The organism is Rhizobium sp. BT04 (assembly GCF_030053135.1).
Taxonomy (GTDB): domain Bacteria; phylum Pseudomonadota; class Alphaproteobacteria; order Rhizobiales; family Rhizobiaceae; genus Rhizobium; species Rhizobium binxianense.
Genome location: NZ_CP125652.1, coordinates 1673346 through 1698450, shown reverse-complemented (window position 1 = coordinate 1698450; position 25105 = coordinate 1673346). Strand labels below are relative to the sequence as shown.

The following is a 25105-nucleotide window of genomic DNA, read 5'->3' as shown; positions in this document are numbered from 1 at the left end:
TCGGCTAAGAGCGGGCAAATGCCGGGACGAGGAGACAAGACAATGGACGCGAAGACGCAATCCTCCAGAAGCGTTGTAAAAGGCATGCCCGATGCGGCGGTGAAATACCGGCCCTATCCGCAGGTGAATATACCCGACCGCACCTGGCCGACGAAGACCATCACCAAGGCGCCGGTCTGGTGCTCGGTCGACCTGCGCGACGGCAACCAGGCGCTGGTCGACCCTATGGGCCACGACCGTAAGGCCCGCATGTTCCAGCTGCTGCTGGAGATGGGCTTCAAGGAAATCGAGATCGGCTTCCCCTCGGCTTCGCAGACCGACTTCGATTTTGCCCGCTGGTGCGTGGAAGAGGGCAATGTGCCCGCCGACGTCTCCCTGCAGGTGCTGGTGCAGTGCCGCCCGGAACTCATCACCCGCACCTTCGAAGCACTGGAAGGCGCAAATCGGCCGATCGTGCATTTCTACAACTCCACCAGCGAGCTGCAGCGCCGCGTCGTTTTCGCCAAGGATGTGCAGGGCATCAAGCAGATCGCCGTCGATGCCGCCAAGATGATTACCGACATGGCCGTCAAGGCCGGCGGCGGCTACCGTTTCGAATATTCGCCGGAAAGCTTTACCGGCACGGAACTCGAAGTGGCGCTGGAAATCTGCAATGGCGTCATCGAGGTCGTCAAGCCGACGGCCGATAACAAGCTGATCATCAATCTGCCGTCCACCGTCGAGATGGCGACGCCGAATGTCTATGCCGACCAGATCGAATGGATGTGCCGCAACCTTGACAATCGCGAGAACCTGATCATTTCCCTGCATCCGCATAACGACCGCGGCACCGGTATCGCCGCCGCCGAGCTGGCCTTGCTGGCCGGCGCCGACCGCGTCGAAGGCACGCTGTTCGGCAATGGCGAGCGCACCGGCAACGTCGACATGGTGACGATGGCGCTGAACATGTTCACGCAAGGGGTCGATCCCGAGATTGATTGCTCGAATATCGAGCGCATCAAGGAAGTGTTCGAATATTCGAACCAGATGGCGATTTCCGAGCGTCATCCTTACGTCGGCGAGCTGGTCTATACCGCCTTCTCCGGTTCGCATCAGGATGCGATCAACAAGGGCATGAAGGCGGCCCAGGTCGCCAACCATCCCGTTTGGGAGGTCCCGTATCTGCCGATCGACCCGCGCGATGTCGGTCGCTCCTATGAGGCGATCATCCGCATCAACTCGCAGTCCGGCAAGGGTGGCATCGCCTATATTCTGCAGCAGGACTACGGGCTCAACCTGCCGCGCAACCTGCAGGTCGAGTTCCGCGAGGACATTCAGCGCATTACCGATGTCGAGGGCAAGGAGCTTCCCTCGAAGCGGATTCACGACCGTTTCATCGAGTGCTACGTGACGCAGCCGAGCGCGCGCCTGAAATTCGTCGATCACCACACCTATCCCGATACTGAGCGCAAGGGTCAGCGGATCGTAGCTGCCGAGATTACCGACAATGGCGAGATCAAGCGCATCGAAGGGCGCGGCAACGGCCCGATCGACGGCTTCATCAACGCGCTGTCGCATTATCTCGGTATCGAGATGTCGGTCGAGGACTATTCCGAGCATTCGCTGCAGCACGGCTCGAACGCTGCGGCGATCTCCTATGTCGAGACCTCCTATCCTGGCGGCAAGCTCTTCGGCGCCGGTATCAACACCAATATCGTCGCGGCCTCGCTGGAAGCGATCGTCTCGGCAGCCAACCGCGTGCTCGAGGTGAGGGCCGGCAAGGCCTGATCTCAAAAGGACTCAGGCCGCGATCGTATTGGTGCAGCGCGGCCTGACGATTAGGTTGCTTCGTTGCGTCTTCACTCAGCAAGAGCAATAAAGGCGTGCCGTGTGGCCCCCATCCGCCCCTGCTGGCCACCTTCTCCCCGCTGGGGAGAAGAGGGAGCAAGCCGATTTGGCCTCGTTCCACTACAGTCCTTCAAGAGCGAAACGCTGCGGCATATAAGGCGGAATCAAATCGCCGTGGCGATTTTCATGGCGAGCTGGCCGAGTGCCGCTTCGGCGGAGGGGCCGGCAAGCACGTAGGAGGTGCCGGCATTGTGCCAGGTGACGAGGCCTATCTCGTCCTTGATCGTTTCCTTGAAGTCGTCGGTCTCCGGTGGCTGTGCGTCCTTGCGGAAACAGATGGAGATGACGTCGCCGTCGGCATTGGAATAGACGAGCTGGCCGACAGGGCGGCTGTCGCCGAGAATGACGCGGGCACCCTGGAAAGTCCAGGATTCGGCGGAAAGATCGGGCACGCGGAAAGGCACGCCGATCACGGTCGTCAGCCAGCTGGAGATTTCCTCGGCCTGCGAGGCGGGCACTTCGACGAGATGCCGGGGCTGACGGATCAGCAGGCGCTGATAGGCGGTGACATCGCCCAGCCAGTCGCTGGTGTTAACAGGCGCGGTGGCGGCGGTCGTGGTGGCGATTTCGTCGGCATCCGGGCTGGTGCCGACGAAATAGCCGATGCCGCAACCGACGACGAAGAGGATGAGCGCGGCGGCCAGCGCCTGCGGGCCGCTCGGCGCCAGTTTCACGTGCGGGCGCGTGGCGCGCTGGGCGATCGGCGTCTTCGGCGGCTGCGTGCTCTTGATCGAGCGGACGAGGGCGAGGGGCACCGGTTCCTTCAGGATGTCGTCGAAGCGGCGGCGGCCGAAATCAGCGCCGTGGCGCAGCTTCTCATGCAGCCGGCGCGCGTTCTCGTCGTCTGCCAGGCGCTGCTCCAGCTCGTGGCGCTGTTCGGGCGAGACTTCGCCATCGAGAAGGGCGGTGAGCTGGGCTTCGAGCGGCAATTTCCTGAGATCGAGCAAATTCAATACCTGTGAATCGGGTGGGTGCTGGCAAGCCCGGCAAAATGCAGCCTTGCCGTCGCGAGCTGCGAGACGACATTTGCCACCGGCGTGCCCATGATGTCGGCCGCCTGCTGATAGCTGTGGCCTTCGACGTCGACGAGCAGGAACATGCTGGACAGGCCATCCGGCATATCGGCGATCATGCGATGGATGGCGTCGGGATCGACCGCAGCCGAGCGTTCGCGCGCGGCCTCTCTGATATCGGTGACGTTGCCGCGGACGGAAGCCTTCGGCTTGCGCTTGCGGCTGTCGTCGGTCCATTGCTGGCGGGCAAGCGTATAGATCCAGCTTTCCAGCCGGCCTTCACCGCTCCATTGATGCCCCTTGGCGATGGCGCGCTGACAGACAGCCTGAACGAGTTCGTCGGCCACGGCAGCCTCACCCGCGAGCGTGATCGCGAAGCGGCGAAGGCGGGGCAGAAGGCCGACGAGATCACGCCGGAGATCGATGGTCGTTGCGGGTTGACGCATTGTCTATCCAAGAAGCATTCACAATGGTTTCGCGGACGAAGGGTTCGCCGTCGGGCGCGAAGCCGGCCTTATCGCCGCCGACGATGCATGTGCTTTATGAAACAAGTCTCCTGCACTTCGCAAGCATCCGGCGGTCTTCATCCCCCTTTCTCAAGGGATTTTCGTATTGTGGCCCACAAAACTTGCGTCAATATGTCTTGTAGCCATTCAAGCTCTGCAGCAGAGCGCGATAGGCCCATGTTCCTTCGCCGCCGCGATCGCGGATTTCGACGAGTTGGACGCGGGCTCCCTGGATATCTCCCTGTTCCACCAGCGCCATGCCCATGTAGGAGCGGGCGAGAATGTAGTTTTCGTCCGCCTGCAGCGCCTTGCGGTAGTAAGACATGCCGAGTTCCATGCGGCCGGCCTTGCGGTTGGCGTAGCCGAGATAGTTCAGGATGCGCGGGTCGTTCTGGTTGCGGGCGAGATTGAGCACGGTGATGGCGTTCTCATATTGGCCGGCATAGGCAAACTCCCGGGCGAATTTGAAGAGATCGTCGTCGTTGAAGCTGCTCTTCTTCGGGTTGACGCATTCCTTCTTGGCCTTGTCCCAAACCTTGCCGCCGGTGCAGGTCTTGGTCGTCTCGGTCTTCGGCGGCGGATTCGTGTCATCATTGCCGCCGCCGACCGCAAAAGCGGACGTGGCAATGCCGAAGGCGAAGCCGGCGGCGAGCGAAAGTGTGGACAGGTGACGGAAGGAAGACGTCATGGGTGGGCTCCGTTCTGAGGCGATGCTGTTGCTCGGATTGTACGCTTACCGCCAAAAATACCAAGAGGGTAAGCGGCCTCCATGGCAATTGTTGCGGCGATGGCCCGACGTCCTCGCAGATCGATTCAAGTGCTGGATGAAAGGTCTCCGGAGCCGGCGCTAACGCGCGAAAATATCGGCGCTTTCCGGCATTACTGCGTCGCCGGTCCGGTTGAGGCTGAAGCGCTGGCCGCTGAGCTCCCAGGCGCCGGGCGAACCGTCGATGGAGAAGAGGTTGTAGGCGGCGGGCGGTTTGATGCTGCCCGGTCCCTGCGAGGCCGAGGCGATGCCGACGACGGGCACCGGCTGCACCTGGCCGCGCAGCCAGTGCAGCGTATTGAGGTGCGTATGCCCGTGCAGCACGAGCTCGGCGCCGCCGGTCGAAATCACCGCGGCGAAGCGGCGAATGCCAATCATGCGCTTGTAGAAGTTGGTGGCGCCGCGGATCGGCGGATGATGGATCATGACGACGCGGAAGAGACCGGCTTCGCCGGCCGCGCGCAGCATGTTGACAGTATCGCGGGCCTGGCGCGCGCCGAAGAAGCCGGAGGCGGCAAAGGGAGGCGTGGCGACCGCCGTCGAGCAGCCGACGATGGCGACCTTGTCGCGGATGCGCAGATAAGGGAAGATGTGGCGATCCTCCTGCCATTGCGGCGGGGAAAGATCGCCGCGGACATAATCGTACCAGGCGCGCATCGACTTCTCGTAGGCGCCGGGCACGTAGGCATCGTGATTGCCGGGAACCACCGAGGTGTTGGCGGGGTCGCCGAGTTCACGCAGCCAGGCGGCGGCGGCGCGAATCTCAATGCCGCTCGCCAGATTGACAAGGTCGCCGGTGACGGCCAGATGATCGGCCTGATGGGCGCGGATATCGTCGAGCAGCAGATCCAGCGTGCTGCCGAAAAGGTGCTTGCGTCGATTTCGATGCCAGTTCACAAAGCCCGTTATGCGTTTTGAAAACAACTCCTGGATGGAAAGGCGGGGCAACGGCCCGAGGTGGACGTCGGAAATATGCGCGAGCTTGAACATGCTACGAGACATAGACCAGCTTATTGACAAATCAAACACATCCGGTGCGATGAAGGGCTGAAACGGAACGATGGTGGATAAAGAGAAGCGGCCCCCTCACATCAGGCTGGCCTTGCGCCTCCTGCATGTTTATTTCTCCTTCGCCCGCGGCATGACGATGGGTGTCAGGGCTGCCTGCTTCGACGCGGAAGGGCGGATTTTCCTCGTGCGTCACAGCTATGTCGGTGGCTGGCATATGCCGGGCGGCGGGCTGGAACGCAACGAGACGGTCGAAGAAGCGCTCGCCAAGGAACTGCGCGAAGAGGGCAATCTCAGGATCATCGGCAAACCGCAACTGGTCCAAGTCTATTTCAACACCACCACCACACGGCGCGACCATGTCGTGTTCTACCGGGCGAGCGTCGAACAGACGGCGCCGCGCCCGCCGGACTGGGAGATATCCGACAGCGGCTTCTTCTCGCTCGACAGCCTGCCCGAGGGCACGACCCGGGCAACGCACCGCCGCCTCGCCGAGCTTCGGGGCGAGCAGGAGCCTGACCACCGCTGGTGAGAGGTTAAGCCGCGGCAAGTTTGGCGCGGCCGTGCGGGCTATCGAGAGCGAGCGCCGGGCCGACGGGGACGATACCTGTCGGATTGATCGTCTTGTGGCTGCGGTAATAGTGCTGCTTGATGTGCGTGAGGTTCACCGTCTCGGCGACGCCGGCTGTCTGATAGAGATCTCTCAAATAGCCGGGCAGGTTGCGGTAATCGGCGATACGGCGGATGTTGCACTTGAAATGGCCGACATAGACCGGGTCGAAGCGCACCAGCGTGGTGAACAGGCGCCAGTCGGCCTCGGTTACTCTGTTGCCGAAGAGGTAGCGGCCCTTGCCCAAACGCTCGTCGAGCATATCGAGGGTTTCGAACAGCTTGCCGACATTTTCCTCATAAGCTTCCTGGGTGGTGGCAAAGCCCGCTTTGTAGACACCGTTGTTGACGCTGTCGTAGACGGTGGCGTTCAGCGCATCGATTTCGGCGCGGAGATCCTCGGGATAAAAATCGCTCTTCGCGCCGGTCAGCCCGTCGAAGGCGCTGTTGAACATGCGGATGATCTCTGCGGATTCGTTGTTGACGATCGTGCCGATCTTCTTGTCCCAGAGGACGGGAACAGTCACGCGGCCGGAATAGTGCGGATCGGCCCTGACATAGATCTGCCAGAGCGTGGTCGCGCCGAAGAGCTGGTCGCCGGTGGCGCCGTCGCCGACTTTGAACTCCCAGCCGTTTTCGACCATCAGCGGGTCGACGACCGACACCGAAATCAGCTCTTCCAGCTTCTTCAGTTTGCGGAAGATCAGCGTGCGATGCGCCCAGGGGCAGGCAAGCGAGACGTAAAGATGGTAACGCCCGGCCTCGGCCTTGAAGCCGCCGCTGCCGGAAGGGCCGGCTTCACCGTCCGATGTCACCCAGTTGCGGAACTGCGAGGGCTGCCGTTTGAATTGACCCTTGCTCTCCTTCGTGTCGTACCAGATGTCATGCCAGACGCCGTCCACCAGCATTCCCATGATCTTCATTCCCTTGGTTGGCCTGGCCCTTGGCACTGGCCCTCGGTTGCGTGTTGGCTGGAAGATATCCGAGATAGCGGGGCTTTGCAGGCGGTAAAGATTGAACAGTGCGTCACGTCGGTCAGCTGACAGTGCATTTTGCGTTGGACGGCCGAAAGTTTTCCTGCTATCGGCCTTTTCACGATTTTGGGATCCCTGCCTGATGTTCATTTCCAGAAACCCGCGACGACGCTGATGCTCCCGAACGCCCAAGGCGTGTTCGAGACCCATCAATCTGTCCATCCGGTTTCTGTCATCATGTACAAGCACGATCTCGTCTACCTCACCGAAGACGCGTCTCATGACGCCGCCATCGAACACATCAACGAAGAAGCCTTCGGTCCCGGCCGCTTCACCCGCGCTGCCGCGCGTATCCGCGAGCAGGGGCCGCATGATTTGTCGCTCTCCTTCATCTGCACCGATAATGGCGAGACGATCGCTTCCGTGCGCATGACGCCGGTGCTGGCGGGCTCCGTGAAGGGCCATCTGCTCGGCCCGCTCGCCGTCCGCCCCTCGCACAAGAATAAGGGCATCGGCCGGGAACTGGTGCGGATCGCGGTGGAGGCGGCGAGACGCAAGGGCTCGGAAGCCGTCATCCTGGTCGGCGATCCGCCCTATTACGGCCCGCTCGGCTTCGAGAAGGTCGCCTACAACGCGCTGTCGTTTCCAGGCCCCGTCGATCCCGGCCGCGTGCTCGTCGTTCCGATCGCCGCGGGCGTGCACGAGCGGCTGAAGGGCATCATCGCCTGGCACGGATGATCAGAGGTTTTTGCGGAGGAAGCTGCGCGTGCGGCCTTCCGGGAAGTCCTGAAGCTCTCCGAAGACCTCATAACCCTGACGCAGATAGGCGCGCAGCGCCTGCGGGCTGAAGGTGTCGATCCAGGCGCCGCGGCAGCCCCGGGCTCTCGCCTCTTCTTCTGCTTTGCTCAGGAGCTTGCCGGCAAGACCGGTGCCGCGCAGCGTATCGGGGATATAGAGCATCTGGGTGAAGAGCCAGCCCCAGGCGGTAAAGCCCGAAAGACCGCCGGTCACCTTGCCGTCGGTGTCGCGGATGAGGACGGCGAGCGTCCGGCGATCGGACGGGCCGACATCGCCAGTGTTGAAGGCCGAGAGCGCATCGGTAATCGCCGCGAGTTCTTCCGGCGAGGGCGCGGCGGTGAGCTCGAATTCCGGCATGAGATTACCGCCCTTCGCGCCACCACATGGCGCCGAAGGCGAAGAGCAGAATGCCGACGCCGGCAAAACCGGCAAAGAGCGGCAGCGTGTTTATGCCCTTCAAAACCGTCTCGCTGGTCATGCGGATCATCATGCGATCATTGTCGGCGACGCGCACCTGGCCGCGCACCGGCAGGATCGGCGGCATGCTGATCCTGCCATTTTCATTGGCAATGCGGGTCACGAGACCCTTGCTTCTATCGGCGACCGGCTTCAGCACATCGGTCGTCGAGATCATTGCCTTAAATTCCGGTGCGTCGACGGCGCCGATATGGACAAGCGTCGAGAGCTTGCCGTTGCGGATTTCGAAGAGGCCGATTTCGTCCATCCTCTTCTCGGCCTTGTAGAGCCCGGGTTCGGATTGGGTGAGCGGCAGGGTTTCGGTCTTGCCGGAGGGATAACGCACGGTGGCGTTCCCGGGATTGTCGCCGATCGTCTGGCGCGTGACTTCAAGAGTCCGGCCGGAGGCGCGCGCCGTCAGCGCTTCTTCCTCGAGCGCCGGCTCCTTCATCAGCCAATGGGCGATACGGCGATAGAGCGAAACGTTCGGACCGCCGCCTTCGAAGCCGCGCGCCCAGAGCCAGCCCTGATCGGAAAGCAGCATGGCCACGCGGCCCTGGCCGGCGCGGTTCAGCACCAGCAAAGGATGGTTGTCGGCGCCGAGCATGATCGTCTCGCCCTGCGGCCGGTCGACATCGACGCTGCGGAACCAGCGGCCCCAATGCGGCGGATCCTCGCCCGAACCATCAAGGCCGCGCGTGACGGGATGTTTGCGGCCTTCCTCGGAGAGCCGGGGATAGAAGGCTTTTTCGATCATCTCTCCGGTGGGCGTTGCCGGCAGGACCGAGGACAGCGGCGTCAGGGCGATGGAATCGGGACCGGCGTGCTCGGGGCCGGCGGCGATCAGCAGCGCGCCGCCATTGTCGACATATTGCGCGATGTAATCGTAATAGAGCAGGGGCAGCACGCCGCGGTGCTGGTAGCGGTCGAAGATGATCAGGTCGAAATCCTTGATCTTGTCGACGAAGAGCTCGCGCGTCGGGAAGGCGATCAGCGACAGCTCGTTGATCGGCGTGCCGTCCTGCTTTTCCGGCGGACGCAGGATGGTGAAGTGGACGAGATCGACCGAGGCGTCGGATTTCAAGAGGTTGCGCCAGGCGCGCTCGCCGGCATGCGGTTCGCCGGAGACGAGAAGGACGCGGAGATTCTGGCGGATGCCGTCGATGACATGGACGGCGCGGTTGTTGGCGGTGGTGACTTCACCGGGAAGGGCTGCGACCGAGAATTCGAGCACGTTGCTGCCGCCGGCCGGCACCTTGAAGGAGAAGGGCGTATCCTGGCCGGGCGTCGCCTGCAGGGTGGCGATCTCATCACCGTTCAGCTTCACGGTGACATTGGCCGTGCCGCCAGGGCTCGGGCCGTCGTCGAAGACGCGCAGAACGACCTGCTGCTCCTCGTTGACGATGCCGAAGCGCGGCCCCTTGATGACTTCGATGCGGCGATCGAATTCGTTGGCTTTGCCGGTGATGAGGCCATGGATCGGCGCGTCGAAACCGAGCGCCTGATTGGCGGCCGGAACATCATGGACTTCGCCGTCTGTCAGCATGATGGCGCCGCCGATACGGGCGGGCGGGACATCGGCGATATTGGCCGACAGTGCGTCGAACAGCCGGGTCGACGGCACGTCGGAATTGACGTCGCCTTCGACATCGACGAAGCGGGGTTCTATCTGGGGAAAGCGGGCGAGCTGTCCCTTCAAGGCCGCAAGCGCATCGTCGGTCGTCTTGACGCGATCGGGCGTCTGTTGGCTCTGGCTTCGATCAACGAGAACCGGGACGATGGTCGACAGCTGATCCCGGTCCTCCTGCAGCAGCACAGGATTGGCAAGGGCGGTGAGCATGGCGAGCGCTGCCAGCGTCCGGATCCAGGCGCCGCGAATGCCGCGCCAGATTGCCAAGCCGGCGATGATGGCGCTGACGGCAGCCAGTGCGGCCAGAACCGGCCAAGGCAGGAAGGGTGAAAAGTCGAAGGTCATCTCATTGTCCTAACCGTTCGAGAAGGTCGGGAACATGGACCTGGTCGGTCTTGTAGTTGCCGGTCAGCATGTACATCATGATGTTGACGCCGGAACGATAGGCATATTCGCGCTGCGTTTCATCCGACGGCACGGTCGGCAGTATCGGTATGCCGTTGTCGTCGATTGCCCAGGCACCGGCGAAATCATTGCCGGTGATCAGGATCGGCGAAACGCCGTCGGCTGTCGCCGCCGATTTTTCGGTCGCTTCGCGGCCGCCCTGCCGGGCCTCGATCCAGAGGGGGCTGCCGGTGTAACGACCGGGAAAGCTCGAGAGGAGATAGAAGGATTTCGTCAGCACGTGATCTGACGGTACCGGCTCGAGCGGCGGAATGTCGAGATTGCCGAGGATTTGCTGCAGCCTTTGACCGTTGGCGCTGACGTTGCCGCCATTGTCCAATGCGCTGATCTGGTCGCGCGTATCGAAAAGCACGGTGCCGCCATTGCGCATATAGGCGTCGATGCGGCTGATCGCCGCCGTCGACGGCATCGGCGCCGTCGCCGAAACCGGCCAGTAGATGATCGGGTAGAAGGAGAGTTCGTCCTTGGTGGGGTCGATACCCACCGGCGGCGCCGGCTCCAGCGTCGTGCGGAATGTCAGGAACTGGGTGAGGCCCTCGAGGCCGCGCTCGGATATATTGTCCACGTCCTGTTCACCGGTGACGACATAGGCGAGGTGGGTGTTATCCAGCCTCTGCAGGATGAGGTCGTCGCCGGGCTGGGAGTCGTCGGCGTGAAGCGTGCCGGGTTGCATGAGAAAGCCGGCACTGAGCGCAATGGCGATCATCGCCGCTGTGCGGACCGCCGGGCGCGAGCGCGAGAACGCGCCATTCATGAAGAGGACGACGAGGCTATCGGCCAGGAGCAGCAGGAAAGCTGTAAGAAAGAGCGCGGGCTTTGCTGACCAGCTCTCGCCGCCGATCAGGCCTTCGCGCACGGCATTGGTCCCCGTTGTGTCGAGCGGCATCAGTTCGGCATTCTCGGGCAGGACGTTCAGTGAGGTGAAACCATCTTCCGAACCGTAGAGCCCGGGCGGGTTGTCGAAATTCGCCGTCGGCTCGGCTCCGGCCGGTGGAATGAGGGGCCGCGCCGAACCCGTCTCGGAGACAAGCGTGCCCTTGGCGGTCAGCATGCGGAACGGCGGCAGCGTCTCTGAGACACGCGCATTGCCGCGCGCCTCCGACGTCACGCCGCCCGAGCGCGATATCTGCAGGAGGTGTCGCAGCATGTCGACGAAAGTGCCTGAGATCGGCAGATCGGACCAGGTCGCTTCCGCCGTGACATGAAACAGGACGATCTGGCCGGATGCGAGTTGCTTCATCGTGACGAGCGGCGTGCCGTCGGCCAGGCTCGCCCAGGTGCGTTCGGCAAGATCAGGCGTCGGTTCAGCCAGCACCTGGCGCTTGACGACGACATCGGCGGGACGCGTTATGCCGGCAAAAGGCCCGAAACTCGGAAATTCGGCAAGCGACTGCGGCTCGCTCCATGACAATGTGCCGCCCAGCGCCCGTTCTCCCTGGCGCAAGATGACAGGGATCAGCGGATCGTCCGCAGGCGCTGCCGCCATGCGCGGGCCGGCAAAACGCAGGAGCATACCGCCATTCGATATCCAGCGGGTCAAAGGTTCGTAGGTCTCCTCCGGCAGCCGGCCGATATCGGCCATGATGATGATGGAGGGATTGCTGGCGAGAAGTTTCGGTATTGCCACCGAAAGATCGGAATCGCTGGGTTGGATCAGATCCGCATAGGGCTGCAGCGCCCGCTGGATATAATAGAGCGGCGAGAGCAGCGGCTGGAACTCATCCCCTCCTTCACCTGACAGCAAGACGACACGGCGGCGCTTGAATGCGTCGTCGAGAAGGTGGACCGCGCCTGCCGTCGCGCCGTTATCAACGCTGACGCGAGCGAAATCGTTGCGCATCTCGAAAGGTGCGGTGATCGAACTCGTCGCAACGCTCTGGCCGGGACGGAAATCCACCCTGCCATTGGCGATCGAGCGGCCCTGGTTATCGACGGCGTTCAGCGCCACGGATGCGGCATGCGAGGTGTTGAGGCGTGTGACCTTGACGGTCATGGCATCAGCCGCATTGTTGGCCGCGGTGATCGCGACCGTCCGTGCGGCGTCGCCCTCGATCAGGCGGAGATCGGCGGGCTGGAGTTCGGCGAGCCTGCGCACCGTGGCGTCGTCGGCCTTGGTGGCGGCGCCGTCGGTCAGAAAGGCGAGGGTGCCCGGCTTGATGCCGTTCAGCGCGGCGCGCAGCGCCTGGAAGGCGCGCTCACGGTCCGGTACCAGCGGTCGCGGCTCGGCGGCGCGCAGCTTGTCGCGGGCGCCTGCGGCGGTGCCTGGAACGGCGTCGTTGGTCGGATCGGCAGTGAAGGCGATCGATACGGGCATGCCGGCGGATTCGGCATCGTCTATCAACGCGTCGGCGGTCTGGATGCGGCGGTCCCAATCAGGTGCCGCCGCCCAGCTGTTGTCGACGAAGAGGACGAGCGGGCCGCCGGATGCGAGCGAACTGGTGCGTGGATTGAAAACCGGATCGGCGATCGCAAGGATGACGACGGCGGCGAGCAGCATGCGCAGCAGCGTCAGCCACCACGGGCTTTGCGCCGGCGTCTCCTCGCGCTTCAGCACCGATGCGAGGATCTTCAGCGGCGGGAAGACCTCGCTCTTCGGACGTGGCGGCGTCAGCCGCAGCAGCCACCAGATGACGGGCAGCGCAACGAGCGCGCCGAGAATGGCGGGAAAGGCGAAAGCGAAGGGAACGGCGCTCATAGCTGCCCTCCGTGCGTTGCCTTGGCCGGCATGCCGGACAGATACATATGCACCGCGACCAGTGCCTCCGACGCAAGGTGATCGGTGCGGTGGCTCGCGAAGGTCCAGCCGAGATGGCGCAGCGATTGTCCGAGGCTGTCCCTGCGGGCGAGGTAGGCGTTGCGATAGGCTTCGCGGATGTGTTCGGCGCGGCCGGAGACGAGCTTGGCGCCGGTCTCCGGATCGGTGAATTCGGTGCGGCCGCTATAGGGGAATATCTCCTCGGCGGGATCTGCTATCTCGACCACATGGCCGCGCAGGCCGCGGCGGGCAAGCGGGCCGAGGCGTTCCATGATCGCCGCCGCATCGTCGAGGAAATCGCCGATCAGGACGAGGTCGCTCCAGCCGCGGATCATCGCCGTTTCCGGCAGGCCGCCGGTCAGCGGTGTGTGCATGAGCGCGGCTGCGAGGCGTTCGGCGGCGTTGCGGGCGGAGGCGGGTTCCATGATGCCGGGGCAGCCGATGCGCTCGCCGGAGCGGGCGAGGATTTCGGCCAGTGCCAGCATGACGACCAGCGCGCGGCTTTCCTTGGAGACGTTGCCGTAGCTCGACTTGTACATCATCGAAGGCGACATGTCGCACCAGAGCCAGATCGTGTGGGCTGCCTCCCATTCGCGTTCGCGCACATAAGTATGGTCGTCGCGGGCGGAGCGGCGCCAATCGATGCGCGACAGGCTCTCGCCCTCGGCATAGGGACGGAACTGCCAGAAATTTTCGCCGATGCCGCGTTTGCGGCGGCCATGCCAGCCGGCGATCACCGTATTGGCGATGCGCTTGGCTTCCACCAAGCAGTCCGGCACCAGGGCGGCCCGCTGCCTGGCGCGGGAAAGGGCATCGCTGCCTGACGTCGGGTTGACGATCTGTCCGATAGATGCCACGCGTCCGGCTTCCTTATCCCTTTGCCTGCTTGACCAGTCCGGCGATGACATCGCGCACCGACATGCCCTCGGCGCGGGCGGCGAAAGTCAGGGCCATACGGTGCTGGAGAATGGGTTCGGCGAGCGCGAATATATCGTCGAGCGAGGGGGCAAGGCGGCCTTCGTAGAGCGCCCTGGCGCGCGCGCAGAGCATCATCGCCTGGCCGGCGCGAGGGCCGGGACCCCAGGCAACGTTCTTGTCGGTCGAGGCATTGCCCTGTCCGGGACGGGCGGAACGCACCAGCGCCAGGATGGCATCGACGACCGTGTCGCTCACCGGCATCTGCCGCACCAGGGTCTGGATTTCGATCAGCCGCTGCGCGTCGATGACGGCCTCCGGCCGGGTTTCGCCCAAGCCTGTCGTCTCCAGCAGGATCTGGCGTTCGGCGGCGAGTTCGGGATAGTTGACGTCGACCTGCAGCAGGAAACGGTCGAGCTGGGCTTCGGGGAGCGGATAGGTGCCTTCCTGCTCGAGCGGGTTCTGGGTGGCGAGCACATGGAACGGCGCCGGCAGGTCATAGCGCTGGCCGGCGATGGTGATGTGATATTCCTGCATGGATTGCAGAAGGGCCGACTGGGTACGCGGCGAGGCGCGGTTGATCTCGTCGGCCATCAGCAGTTGGGCGAAAACGGGGCCCTTGACGAAGCGGAAAGACCGGCGTCCACTGTCGTCCTGGTCCATCACCTCGGACCCGAGAATATCCGAGGGCATCAGATCCGGCGTGAACTGGATGCGGTTGGCGGCAAGGCCGAGCACTTCGCCGAGCGTCGTCACCAGTCTGGTCTTGGCAAGGCCGGGGACGCCGACCAGCAGGGCATGGCCGCCGGAGAGCACGGCAAGAATAGTGTTCTCGACGACGCTTTCCTGACCGAAGATTACCTTCGAGACTTGTCCGCGGATGGCGGCGATATCGGAGAGCGCCTTCTCGGCGGCGGCGACAATCGCCTTTTCATCGAGGCTGGCTTCGGTCTTCATCATACCCACGGGCATCTCCAACGGCTGAAATCATTCGGCAGCGAATCGGCGGACTTATACATCTGCCTCATACTCGATAGAGTTATGGAGATGCGACGGGCTGACAAGTTCGTTGCGAATGACTATCTCGTGACTTTACTTCGTTAAGGACAAACCGGGACGGAAGAATGGCAACCGAAGAAATCAGCGGACAGGCGGATGCGGCGGGACTTGCCGCAATGATTTCGCGCGCGTCCGCGGAAAGTAGCGGTAAAAAACGTGGGTTGCCGCCGGTCGAGCGGTGGAATCCGCCTTTCTGCGGCGATATCGACATGGAGATCAGGGCCGACGGCACCTGGTTCTACATGGGCACGCCGATCGGCCGGCCGGCGCTGGTTCGGCTGTTTTCGACGGTTTTGCGGAAAGACGACGACCAGAGAACCTATCTCGTAACTCCTGTGGAAAAGGTCGGGATAAGGGTCGTCGACGCTCCTTTCATCGCCGTGGAGATGAGCGTAACGGAGGGGCAAGGCCAACAGGTGCTGACCTTCCGCACCAATGTCGGTGATGTCGTGGAGGCGGGAGGAGAGCATCGGCTGCGCTTTGCCATTGCAGACGGAAACGCCGAACTGAAACCCTATCTGCATGTGCGCGGGCGGCTGGAGGCGCTGGTGTCGCGTGCGGTGATGTATGAACTGGTCGCGCTCGGCGAGATCCTCGACGTAGAGGGGCGGGCGATGTTTGCGATCCGCTCCGCCGGCGAGGTCTTCCCTGTCATGCCGGCCGACGAACTGGATGCTCTTTGCCGATGAATGATGCGATCACCCACCGTTATCCGCTGTTCTCAGCAGCCGAATTCCGCCGCCGCGCGCTCAACCAGAACGGCGGGCCGGTCGATCATGCCTGGCGCGATCACGGCGACCACATCCTCAACCCCGATATCGTGGCCGAGGTCGAGACCTTCAAGCTGCGCGACGCTGCCGTGCTCGTGCCCGTCGTCGATGACGGCGAAGAGGCGCAGGTGATTTTCACCAAGCGCACGGCGACGCTGCGCAAACATTCCGGGCAGATCGCCTTTCCCGGCGGCTCGATCGATCCCGCCGATATCTCACCTGAGATGGCGGCGATCCGCGAGACGGAGGAGGAGATCGGTCTCCCCGGTTCCTTCGTCGAAACCGTCGGGCGGCTGCCGAATTATCTTGCCTCGACGGGTTTCCGCATTACGCCGGTGCTCGGCGTCGTCACGCCGGGCTTCGCACTGACGCTGAATCCGGCCGAGGTGGACGATGTGTTCGAAGTGCCGCTTTCCTTCCTGATGAATCCTGCCAACCACAGCCGCGACAGGCGTGTCATCGACGGCATCGACCGGCATTTCTACCGCGTGCCCTATGAAACCAGAATGATCTGGGGCATCACCGCCGGCATCGTCCGCACGCTTTACGAAAGGCTTTATGCATGACCGGCCTTGCCGACCAAGCTTGGTTCCGCGATCCGGCACTCGGCCGGATCCTTTCGCTTCTCAACGCCGATGGTGGGGCCGATGGCGGGGAAGCTCGGGTGGTCGGCGGCGCCGTGCGCAACAGCCTGATGGGCCTGCCGGTCAGCGATATCGATATCGCCACGACACTGACACCCGAGATCGTCATGGACCGGGCGGCAGCGGCCGGTATCAAGGCGGTGCCAACCGGTCTGCAGCACGGCACGGTGACGCTCGTCATCGACGGCAAGCCCTTCGAGGTGACGACACTTCGCACCGATGTCGAAACCGACGGACGGCATGCCAAGGTTGCCTTCAGCACCGACTGGAAGGCGGATGCCGAACGGCGGGATCTGACGATCAACGCGCTCTATGCCGATGCCGAGGGCGAAGTGGTGGATCTGGTCGGCGGGCTTGCCGATATCGAGGCGCGCAATATCCGCTTCATCGGCGATGCTGCAAGGCGTATCGCCGAGGATCATCTGCGCATCCTGCGCTTCTTCCGCTTCTTTGCCTATTACGGCTCCGGACGGCCGGATGCCGAGGGGCTGAAGGCCTGTGCCGCGGCGCGTTCGAAACTGAAGACGCTGTCGGCAGAACGCGTCTGGTCGGAGCTTAGAAAGCTGCTCGGTGCTGCCGATCCCGGCCGGGCGCTGCTCTGGATGCGGCAGATGGGGGTGCTGACGGAAATCCTGCCGGAATCGGAAAAATGGGGGATCGATGCGATCCCTTCGCTGATCGCCACCGAAAAGGCGCTCGGCTGGACGCCCGATCCGCTGCTGCGCCTCGCGGCGATCGTGCCGCCCGATGCGGCGCGGCTGGAGCCACTTGCGGTTCGGCTGAAGCTCTCGAATGCAGAAGCGGCCACTCTCAAGGCCTGGGCGACGGCAGCGCCCGTCAATGACGAGATGTCCTCGGCGAGCTTCGAACGGCTGCTTTACCGCAACGGTGCCGACGGTATCATGACGCGGCTGAAGCTGGCGCTCGGCGTTGCGCGCGGCAAGGCTGAAGGGGATTTCGGTGAAATGGCGCGGTCGGCGCGGCTAACAAAGCTGCTGGATCAGGCGACGAACTGGACGAAGCCGCAGTTTCCGTTGAACGGCGGCGATGTGATTTCAGCGGGCATCGCCTCCGGCCCGCGCGTCGGCGAGCTGCTTGCAGGCCTGGAAAACGAGTGGGTCGAGGAAAACTTCGTCTCCGACCGGGCGGCACTGCTCGCCCGGCTGCAGGAACGCGTACAATAGCGAATCCCGCGCCGCACCCGTTGGATGCGGCGGCTTTCGTCGTTGGTATGAATACTCGCCCAGCTATCAGGCGGCGGTCGCTTCGTCGCGGATGCGGGCCTTGATGTTATCAACCATATTTTCGCGTATGGTCGTTTCGCCATGAGCCGTCTTCAGGTGCTCGACGGCGCGGCGGACCACCTCTGCGTCATTATCCGCCCGGGTGTGCCAAGCGCAGCCGGGAACGAGCGTGCCGCATTCGAAAAGTCGCATGGTTTTCTCCTCTGTCTGAAACGCAACGGCCATCGCGCTTTCACGCGATTGATGAATGTGCGGAGGAAGAGAAGGTTCCGGCCGGCATGAGGTGACGACCGGAGAAGGTCTTTCAGTCGGGCATCGCCCAAGCTTTGTAGGTATCCGAAAGCTGGCCGGGCATGTTGCTGTTGGCGGCCGCGGCTTCGTTCTGCAGCTGTTCCGGCGATTTCCCGCCGGCCAGTTGCAGCTTCACCTGTTCGATGAAGCAGGACAGCGGCAGATCCGAGCCGCTCTTGGCCCGCAGTTTCTCGGCGATGCGCGTCAGAAACTCCGGTGCGTCGATTGCGCGGGATGTTTCCTGGACATCCGTGGACGCAGGCGAGCCACTTTGTATCGTCATGACAATCCTCCTCCGATTGTTACGCACATACATATAAAGTTAGGACGCACTGAGTTTTCGTGAAGGTCTTTCACCTCGAATTTATCGATGAGATATCACAGTGTCATGGCCAGCGGACGACGGGCGGCAATGACGACAGAATGGATTCAACGTTGCCGCCGGTCTTCAGGCCGAAGATGGTGCCGCGATCATACAACAGATTGAATTCGACGTAACGGCCCCGACGGATCAATTGTTCGTCGCGGTCGGCTTCCGTCCACACCTTGTTGAAGTTGGAGCGGACGATCTTCGGATAGACCATGGCGAAGGCCCGGCCGACATCGCGGGTGAAGGCGAAATCGGCGTCCCAGCCTCCGGCTTCCTCGCTCGAATGCAGCCAGTCGTAGAAGATGCCGCCGATGCCGCGGGCCTCATTGCGGTGCTTCAGGAAGAAATAGTTGTCGCACCAGGCCTTGTAGGCGCCGTAATCGGCAACTGCGTGATTGCGGCAGGCGATCTCCATGGCTTTGTGGAAGAGCTGGCTATCCTCGTCCTCCTGCGTGCGGCGGCGCGACAGCACCGGTGTCAGGTCGGCGCCGCCGCCGAACCACCGGCTCGTGGTGACCACCATGCGCGTGTTCATATGCACGGCCGGGACGTTGGGGTTGACGGGATGGGCGATCAACGAGATGCCCGAGGCCCAGAAACGCGGATCATCCTTGGCGCCGGGTATCTGCGCCCGGAAATCCGGGGAGAATTCGCCGTGGACTGTGGAGGTATGGACGCCGACCTTCTCGAAGACGCGCCCTTCCATCATCGACATCCGGCCACCGCCGCCGGCGCCGTTTTCGCGCGACCAGTCCTTGGCGACGAAGCGGCCGGGCTCCTGGTCGGAGAGCGGCCCTTCCAACTCATCCTCGATAGCCTCGAAGGAGGCGCAGATCGTATCGCGCAATCCCTCGAACCAATTGCGGGCGGCCGCCTTCTTCTCTTCGATATCGTCAGGCAGGCCGATCGGCAGTTCCGGTCTTTCCATTTTCGTCTCCGGCGGTCGACATCGTCTTCGGAGGCGACTCGCTCATTCTTGATTGCCGGCCATGATTAGCAGTTGGCGCTGCGTCTCGCCAAGCCGAGACAGCACCGCTGAGCGCTTCCAAGATTCGACTCGCAAATAAAGAATTTCGATATTACCTTTTCCCAAGAGGTAGGTTTGATGAAAAAAGTTCCAGGGCCTCCGTCCTTCGACGGCCTGAAGCGCAGGATCGCGAGACATCGGGCGGAAACATCCTCCCGCAGGAAAGACCATTTCGTGCGTGAGACATATTGCCTCGGCCTCCTCGACGCACGCGCCAAGGCGCGCGAATGGTTCGACGAATATCCGAAAGCCGCCTATTGGACCGAGGTGGAGAGCTGGCGCCAGCTCGACGGCGACCAGATCGAATTCACCATGCGCCGCCTGCCGACGGCCGACTGACCGTCACTTCGCAGGGGTGCGCACACGGCTTTCGATCAAGAGGCCGCTTTCATCCATAATCGGATGCGCGACGGAGACGATGTGGGCGTTGATGCGCTTGAGGTCGCGCAACATATCGAGATGCAGCGAACTTGTCTGCAGGCTGTCGGTGCGGCCGTCGCGCAGGCGTTCGAGGTGACGCTCGGCCGACTGTTTTTCCATCCGGCGCACCTCGACCTTCACCTCCATCATCTGACGCGCGAGATTGAAATCGCGAGTGACGAAGATCGTCTGGGCGACGCGCAGGTTGTCGATCGTCAGATCGAACAGCTTGCGCAGTTCCTGGTGGCCGTCTTCGGAAAATTTGAGCCCGAGAGAGATTTTCTTCGCAACTTGCTCCGCCAGGCCTTTCTCGATGATGTCGCCCATATGTTCGAGATTGATCGCATAATCGATGACGACGATCGACCGGCGGGCGTTCTCGTCGCTGAGACCCTCGCGGCCAAGCCTGGAGAGATAGACCTTCACCGCCTGCTGCAGCCGGTCGACGCGCTCTTCGAGGGCGGGGATCTCGGTAAGCTTGGATGCGTCGTTGTGCTCGAAGGCCTCGGAGACCCGGATCAGCATGCGCTCGATCAGGTCGCCGACGCCGAGCACTTCGCGGGTGGCGCTGGCAAGGGCAACGACCGGCGTCGAAAGCTCCTGCGCATCCAGATATTTCGGGGCACTGTCGGGCTCGGCCTGATCCGGCACCAGCCGGGCCATCAGAGCGGCGAGCGGCCGGGAGAATGGCCAGGCAACCGCTGCCAGCAGAAGGTTGAAGGCAAGATGCGCATCGACCGGCAGCTTGGCTGGCTCGAAGGGCAGCATCTGGATGAGTTCCGCGCCGTAGCCCGCCAGCGGGAGGGCGATGAGACAGCCGAGCGAGCGGACGGCGAGATTACCGAGAGTGACGCGCCGCGCCGAAGCCGGGCCGGACAATGTCGCGACGACAGGCGGTATCGCACCGCCGAGATTGGCGCCGAGTACGAGCACGATGACGAGTTCGGCGGAGATGAGGCCGGCCGAGGCGAGCGACAGGATGAGCACCACCACCGCAAGGCTCGACGAGGATAAAAAGGCGAGGGCTGCCGCGAAGAGCAGCGCCACCGGCAGCGCGCCGTCCAGCAGGCCGATGAAGGCGGCGAGAGCCGGAGAGGCGCGCATCGGCTCGGTCGCAAGGCCGAGAAGGTGCAGCGACAGCAGCATCAATCCGATGCCGATCAGCGCCGCACCGCCGCCCTGACGGGTGCTGGAGCGGCGGCGGTAAAGCACGATGCCGGCCAAGATCAGGAGGGGAGAGAGCCATTCGATGCCGGTGGCGACGATCCAGGCGGTGATTGCGGTGCCGACATTGGCGCCGAGCAGGACGATCTGCGCCATGCGCGGCTTGACCAGATCACGTTCGACGAAGGATGCGGTCATCAGCGCCGTCGCGGTGGAGCTCTGCAGCGCGATGGTCGCCACGAGACCGGACAGGAAAGAACGAAAGCCTCCACGTGTGCCGCTCGCCAGTCCCGTTCTCAGGCGGGCGCCGAAAGCCCGGGAAACGCCATCCTTCACCTGCGCGAGGCCGAACAGCAGCAGAGCCACGGCGCCGAACAGGTTGATCATGATGATTGTGGAGTCCATTTTGTTGTTTTTATTCTTCTTTCGTCGGCCAGGAGGCGTGCAAGCCTGGATTTTACCTTCCCAAGCTGTTGAAACTATAGAGGCAATTCGAATTTTTTGATTGCTCGGCTAATAAATATAGACCTGTTTGGCAGATTGACAACGTCATTTTGCGACACGTGCCGTCGGCCATTCCGCCGAGGCGGTGTCGATCAAACCCAGGCGGTTTGGCGCATCGCCTCGCCGACGATCATTGCGGCCGAGACCGCGACATTGATCGAGCGCTGGCCTTCGACCATCGGGATCAGGATGCGGGCGTCTGCGGTCTCATGCACCTGATCCGGCACGCCGGCGCTTTCACGGCCGAAAAGCAGGATATCGTCGGGGCGAAAGGCAAGGTTGGTGTAGCGATCGGCGGCTCTCGTCGAGGCGAGGATCAGGCGGCGGCCTGATGTGGCGCGCCACGCCTCGAAGCGCTCCCAGCTGATATGGCGGGTCAGCGCAGCGGCGGCGATATAATCCATGCCGGCCCGTTTCAAATTGCGGTCGGAGACATCGAAGCCGGCCGGCTCGATCAAATCGACCGCGAAGCCGAGGCAGGCGGCTAGCCGCAGGATCGTGCCTGTGTTGCCAGGAATATCCGGCTGGTAGAGTGCCAGTCTGAGGTCCGTCATGACGTGCCGCCTTCTTGTTTTCGTTTCGATGCGCGAGGCGTAATCCAACTGTTATTTCGGAGCAACAGGGGCGCGTTTGGCCCGGAACATTCAATTTACGCCATTATGGGGCTGGAAATTTCGCGGTTTTCGCGTTATCCATCCCCAGCTTCAATCGCCAGCAGGGAGGGCCGACATGAATATTTTGCTCGATATGCGCTTTCCCGCCGTGATGCCGATCAAGGCGACATGGCGCCGCTAGTGCGCATTTCTTCCTGAAATCCCCTTCTTGATCCATTGTGAGGCTGTTTCAGCCTCGCCCCTTGAACGTTCGGTTCCCATATGTGCTTGCATGGCGCCGGGATGGCGCGAAGCCGGGAGCCGAAACGCTGATGTTTCGGAGCAATTTCATGTTTGGCTGGTTCGAACAGCGACTCAATCCCTTTCCGAGCGAGGAGCCGGTCGCTCCGCCGAAGGGTCTTTTTGCCTTTTGCTGGCACTACAGCAAGCCGGCAGCCCCTTGGCTCGGCCTGATGGCCATGTTGACGGCCTCGATCGCCGTCGGCGAAGTGGCGCTCTTCCAGTTTCTCGGCGATATCGTCGACTGGCTGACCAATGCCGACCGTACCACTTTCCTGCAGACGGAGGGCCACAAGCTCTTCTGGATGGCGGCGTTGGTACTGGTCGGCTTGCCGCTGGCGGCCGGGCTCGATTCCCTCATCATGCACCAGATGCTGCTCGGCAATTATCCGATGAGCGCCCGCTGGCAGATGCACCGCTTCCTGCTGCGCCACAGCATGACGTTCTTCGCCAACGAGTTTGCCGGGCGCGTCGCGACAAAGGTGATGCAGACCTCGCTTGCCGTGCGCGAAACGGTGATGAAGATCCTCGACGTCTTCGTCTATGTCGTGACGTACTTCCTGACGATGATCATCGTCATCGCAGCGGCCGACTGGCGGCTGATGATCCCGATCCTCGTCTGGCTCGCCGTCTATATCGGCATCGTCGCCTATTTCGTGCCGCGGCTTCGCAAGATCGCGGCGCAGCAGGCGGATGCACGCTCGATGATGACGGGGCGTGTGGTCGACAGCTACACCAACATCGCAACCGTCAAGCTGTTTTCGCATGCCGGCCGCGAGGAGGTCTATGCCAAGGAGGGCATGGACGAGTTCCTGCAGACCGTGCACAGGCAGATGCGCAAGGTGACGCTGTTCCACATCAGCGTCTACCTCAACAACTGCGTTGCGCTCTTCGTCGTCTCCGGCCTGTCGATCTGGTTCTGGCTGAACGGGGCGATCTCGGTCGGCGCCATCGCCATAGCCATCGGTCTTGCCATGCGCGTCAACGGCATGTCGCAATGGATCATGTGGGAAGTCTCGGCGCTGTTCGAGAATATCGGCACGGTCTATGACGGCATGGAGATGATGAGCAAACAGCATGACATCGTCGACAAGCCGGGGGCACCCGTCTTGACGGCGAAGAAGGGCGCGATCCACTACGACCGCATCCGCTTCCACTACGGCAAGAGCAAGGGTGTCATCGACAATCTGTCGCTCGATATCAAGGCGGGCGAGAAGGTCGGCCTCGTCGGCCGCTCCGGCGCCGGCAAGACGACGCTGATGAACCTGCTGCTCCGCTTTTACGATCTGGAGGGCGGCCGCATCACCATCGACGGGCAGGATATATCAGGCGTCTCGCAGGAGAGCCTGCGTTCGCTGATCGGCGTGGTGACGCAGGACACCTCGCTGCTGCATCGCTCGATCCGCGACAACATCGCCTATGGCCGGCCGGAGGCGACCGATGCCGAGGTGATCGAGGCCGCCAAACGCGCCAATGCGTGGGAGTTCATTGAGGGGCTCGTCGACATGCAGGGCCGCGCGGGGCTCGACGCGCAGGTCGGCGAACGCGGCGTCAAACTGTCAGGCGGCCAGCGGCAGCGTATCGCGATCGCCCGCGTCTTCCTCAAGGACGCGCCGATCCTGGTGCTCGACGAGGCAACCTCGGCGCTCGATTCGGAAGTCGAGGCGGCGATCCAGGAAAACCTCTTCGCCCTGATGGAAGGCAAGACGGTGATCGCGATCGCTCACCGGCTTTCGACGCTGACGGAAATGGACCGGCTGATCGTGCTCGACAAAGGCCGGATCATCGAGGCCGGTTCGCATGCCGAACTGATCGAGAGTGGCGGCATCTACGCCGACCTCTGGAACCGCCAGTCCGGCGGCTTCCTCTCCGATCACGCGGAGGAAGCGGAAGAGGCCGCGGAATAACGATCGACCCTTCCCGCGAAAGCGGGGAGGGTTTCTTAATTGTTGAGAACAGTTAAGAAAGCAGTTACATTTCCTCATCTCAACAAGGATATCGCCTATGGCGACCGTGACGATCTCGCTGCCGGATAGCCTCAAGGCCTTTGTCGAAAGTCAGATGGCCAGCAAGGGCTATGGCAATGTCAGCGAATATTTCCGTGGCCTTGTTCGCGATGCACAGGCGCGTGAAACGAGGCGCGGCTTGAGGCTTTACTGCTTGAGGGCTTGGCGTCGGGCGATGCGGTGGAGGCAACGCCCGCGTTCTGGAACGATCTGAGAAAAGAAGCAGTCGAGTTGCTGGCCACGCGGGGCAAAAAGAAGTCGCTGTGAGGCTTACAGTCAAGCCGGCAGCCCGGGTCGATATTCTCGCAGTTTGCCTATCTCTCGGAGCATGGCGGAGAGGAACTCGGCCTGCGGTTCCTGCGCGCGACCGAGCAGTCTTTCACACGCCTTCTCGACTATCCTAACTCAGGTACACCGAAAACATTCGGCAATTCAAATTTGACCGACGTTCGATCGTGGCCTGTTTCAGGTTTCGAGGATATTCGCGCCTATTATCTCATCGAGTGTGATGTCGTTATGATCTTGCGCGTCCTGCACGGCCGCCGGGACGTTGTCGGCATTCTGTCAAGGATTGATGGCCGTCGGGACCATGCCTTTTGTTACCTCTTATCCGCTCAAAGGCTGTCGGCCCAGTCGATCACGCGGTCATGTTCAACGATGACGATGGTGTTGGCGGCTGCGATCGTGCGCAGCGCCACGATGCGGCGGCGCTCTTCCTGGTCGAGCCAGGCGGCGAGGGCCTCTGCGACGATCTCGTCGCGCGGCAGCGCTAGGTCGATGGCCAGGGCGTCGAGCCTCTCTGCAAGCGGAAGCGGAATATGCGCATCGAGCATTTTCGTTTCCATGAAACCTATCTCCGGTGAAGCGCCATCGTAGTGTCAGATTGTGACCGGTTCCGGGGCAATCAATAGCGATGCCGCCGATGTTATCG

The 25105-nt window shown here is 62.6% G+C and carries 25 protein-coding genes and 1 pseudogene; 10 read left to right on the top strand and 16 right to left on the bottom strand.

Translation table 11 applies throughout. From position 1 onward, the window contains the following. Positions 1-42 precede the first annotated feature (42 nt). Complete coding sequence (gene leuA / locus QMO82_RS16975; protein WP_183608006.1) at positions 43-1767, top strand: 2-isopropylmalate synthase; 1725 nt, start codon at positions 43-45, stop codon at positions 1765-1767. A gap of 224 nt (positions 1768-1991) precedes the next feature. On the opposite strand, the gene QMO82_RS16970 is transcribed toward leuA, so the two are convergent. The 4 genes from QMO82_RS16970 to QMO82_RS16955 form a co-directional block, all read right to left on the bottom strand. Next, the gene (locus QMO82_RS16970) at positions 1992-2834 is read right to left on the bottom strand and encodes an anti-sigma factor (RefSeq protein WP_183608007.1); all 843 of its coding nucleotides are present in this window, start codon (positions 2832-2834) and stop codon (positions 1992-1994) included. 2 nt (positions 2835-2836) lie between these two features. Continuing rightward, positions 2837-3346 (bottom strand): RNA polymerase sigma factor, encoded by a 510-nt coding sequence (locus QMO82_RS16965; protein WP_183608008.1) that lies wholly within the window; start codon positions 3344-3346, stop codon positions 2837-2839. A gap of 187 nt (positions 3347-3533) precedes the next feature. Then, positions 3534-4094, bottom strand: a complete 561-nt coding sequence (locus QMO82_RS16960) for a hypothetical protein (protein WP_183608009.1) — start codon at positions 4092-4094, stop codon at positions 3534-3536. Positions 4095-4253: 159 nt separating this feature from the next. Continuing rightward, a complete protein-coding gene (locus QMO82_RS16955; protein WP_183608351.1) occupies positions 4254-5162 on the bottom strand; it encodes a metallophosphoesterase in 909 nt (302 codons plus the stop codon). A 70-nt stretch (positions 5163-5232) separates the two neighbouring features. Here QMO82_RS16955 and QMO82_RS16950 point away from each other — a divergent pair, with 70 nt between their 5' ends. Further along, the gene (locus tag QMO82_RS16950) at positions 5233-5712 is read left to right on the top strand and encodes an NUDIX domain-containing protein (protein WP_183608010.1); all 480 of its coding nucleotides are present in this window, start codon (positions 5233-5235) and stop codon (positions 5710-5712) included. 4 nt (positions 5713-5716) lie between these two features. On the opposite strand, the gene QMO82_RS16945 is transcribed toward QMO82_RS16950, so the two are convergent. After that, the gene (locus QMO82_RS16945) at positions 5717-6703 is read right to left on the bottom strand and encodes a glutathione S-transferase family protein (protein WP_183608011.1); all 987 of its coding nucleotides are present in this window, start codon (positions 6701-6703) and stop codon (positions 5717-5719) included. A 234-nt stretch (positions 6704-6937) separates the two neighbouring features. Between QMO82_RS16945 and QMO82_RS16940 the strand changes: the two genes are divergently transcribed. Continuing rightward, positions 6938-7501 (top strand): GNAT family N-acetyltransferase, encoded by a 564-nt coding sequence (locus tag QMO82_RS16940; protein WP_183608012.1) that lies wholly within the window; start codon positions 6938-6940, stop codon positions 7499-7501. Here the strand turns inward: QMO82_RS16940 and QMO82_RS16935 are convergent, their stop codons facing one another. The 5 genes from QMO82_RS16935 to QMO82_RS16915 are packed head-to-tail and all read right to left on the bottom strand — an operon-like array spanning position 7502 to position 14748. Next, positions 7502-7918 carry a GNAT family N-acetyltransferase gene (locus tag QMO82_RS16935; RefSeq protein ID WP_183608013.1) on the bottom strand — a complete coding sequence of 139 codons (417 nt, stop codon included), beginning with the start codon at positions 7916-7918 and terminating at the stop codon, positions 7502-7504. A 4-nt stretch (positions 7919-7922) separates the two neighbouring features. Further along, a complete protein-coding gene (locus QMO82_RS16930; RefSeq protein ID WP_183608014.1) occupies positions 7923-9992 on the bottom strand; it encodes a hypothetical protein in 2070 nt (689 codons plus the stop codon). A 1-nt stretch (position 9993) separates the two neighbouring features. Then, positions 9994-12807 (bottom strand): DUF4159 domain-containing protein, encoded by a 2814-nt coding sequence (locus QMO82_RS16925; RefSeq protein WP_183608015.1) that lies wholly within the window; start codon positions 12805-12807, stop codon positions 9994-9996. Then, entirely contained in the window at positions 12804-13724 is a 921-nt protein-coding gene (locus QMO82_RS16920; RefSeq protein WP_183608016.1) for a DUF58 domain-containing protein, read from the bottom strand. The genes QMO82_RS16925 and QMO82_RS16920 overlap by 4 nt, the downstream gene beginning before the upstream one ends. 13 nt (positions 13725-13737) lie before the next feature. Continuing rightward, positions 13738-14748: a MoxR family ATPase gene (locus QMO82_RS16915; protein ID WP_097620252.1), complete on the bottom strand. Its 1011-nt coding sequence runs from the start codon at positions 14746-14748 to the stop codon at positions 13738-13740. Positions 14749-14906: 158 nt separating this feature from the next. Between QMO82_RS16915 and QMO82_RS16910 the strand changes: the two genes are divergently transcribed. Genes QMO82_RS16910 through QMO82_RS16900 form a run of 3 tightly spaced genes read left to right on the top strand, consistent with a single transcriptional unit; the run spans position 14907 to position 17439 of the window. Next, positions 14907-15530 (top strand): DUF1285 domain-containing protein, encoded by a 624-nt coding sequence (locus tag QMO82_RS16910; RefSeq protein ID WP_183608017.1) that lies wholly within the window; start codon positions 14907-14909, stop codon positions 15528-15530. Further along, a complete protein-coding gene (locus tag QMO82_RS16905; RefSeq protein WP_183608018.1) occupies positions 15527-16177 on the top strand; it encodes a CoA pyrophosphatase in 651 nt (216 codons plus the stop codon). The genes QMO82_RS16910 and QMO82_RS16905 overlap by 4 nt, the downstream gene beginning before the upstream one ends. Continuing rightward, complete coding sequence (locus tag QMO82_RS16900) at positions 16174-17439, top strand: CCA tRNA nucleotidyltransferase (protein WP_183608019.1); 1266 nt, start codon at positions 16174-16176, stop codon at positions 17437-17439. Before QMO82_RS16905 ends, QMO82_RS16900 begins: the two co-directional genes overlap by 4 nt. Before the next feature lie 66 nt (positions 17440-17505). Here the strand turns inward: QMO82_RS16900 and QMO82_RS16895 are convergent, their stop codons facing one another. The 3 genes from QMO82_RS16895 to hemF form a co-directional block, all read right to left on the bottom strand. After that, positions 17506-17691 carry a DUF1059 domain-containing protein gene (locus QMO82_RS16895; protein WP_010029983.1) on the bottom strand — a complete coding sequence of 62 codons (186 nt, stop codon included), beginning with the start codon at positions 17689-17691 and terminating at the stop codon, positions 17506-17508. Positions 17692-17803: 112 nt separating this feature from the next. Continuing rightward, a complete protein-coding gene (locus QMO82_RS16890; RefSeq protein WP_183608020.1) occupies positions 17804-18073 on the bottom strand; it encodes a hypothetical protein in 270 nt (89 codons plus the stop codon). A gap of 103 nt (positions 18074-18176) precedes the next feature. Beyond that, complete coding sequence (gene hemF, locus QMO82_RS16885; RefSeq protein ID WP_183608021.1) at positions 18177-19088, bottom strand: oxygen-dependent coproporphyrinogen oxidase; 912 nt, start codon at positions 19086-19088, stop codon at positions 18177-18179. A gap of 177 nt (positions 19089-19265) precedes the next feature. On the opposite strand from hemF, the gene QMO82_RS16880 reads away from it, so the two are divergent. Then, positions 19266-19526 (top strand): hypothetical protein, encoded by a 261-nt coding sequence (locus tag QMO82_RS16880; protein WP_183608022.1) that lies wholly within the window; start codon positions 19266-19268, stop codon positions 19524-19526. Between the two features lie 3 nt (positions 19527-19529). Here the strand turns inward: QMO82_RS16880 and QMO82_RS16875 are convergent, their stop codons facing one another. Then, on the bottom strand, positions 19530-21176 hold the full coding sequence (locus QMO82_RS16875; RefSeq protein ID WP_183608023.1) for a Na/Pi cotransporter family protein: 1647 nt from the start codon (positions 21174-21176) through the stop codon (positions 19530-19532). 191 nt (positions 21177-21367) lie between these two features. Next, complete coding sequence (locus tag QMO82_RS16870; protein WP_183608024.1) at positions 21368-21829, bottom strand: tRNA (cytidine(34)-2'-O)-methyltransferase; 462 nt, start codon at positions 21827-21829, stop codon at positions 21368-21370. A gap of 389 nt (positions 21830-22218) precedes the next feature. On the opposite strand from QMO82_RS16870, the gene QMO82_RS16865 reads away from it, so the two are divergent. The 3 genes and pseudogenes from QMO82_RS16865 to QMO82_RS16855 all read left to right on the top strand — a co-directional run. Continuing rightward, complete coding sequence (locus tag QMO82_RS16865; RefSeq protein ID WP_183608025.1) at positions 22219-24075, top strand: ABC transporter ATP-binding protein; 1857 nt, start codon at positions 22219-22221, stop codon at positions 24073-24075. Positions 24076-24172: 97 nt separating this feature from the next. Continuing rightward, entirely contained in the window at positions 24173-24388 is a 216-nt protein-coding gene (locus QMO82_RS16860) for a hypothetical protein (RefSeq protein ID WP_246718301.1), read from the top strand. 83 nt (positions 24389-24471) lie between these two features. Then, positions 24472-24663, top strand: a pseudogene (locus tag QMO82_RS16855) (hypothetical protein); the annotation flags it as partial. Between the two features lie 125 nt (positions 24664-24788). Here the strand turns inward: QMO82_RS16855 and QMO82_RS16850 are convergent. After that, positions 24789-25019, bottom strand: coding sequence for a CopG family ribbon-helix-helix protein (locus tag QMO82_RS16850; RefSeq protein ID WP_183608026.1), 231 nt, complete (start codon positions 25017-25019; stop codon positions 24789-24791). Between the last annotated feature and the right edge of the window lie 86 nt (positions 25020-25105).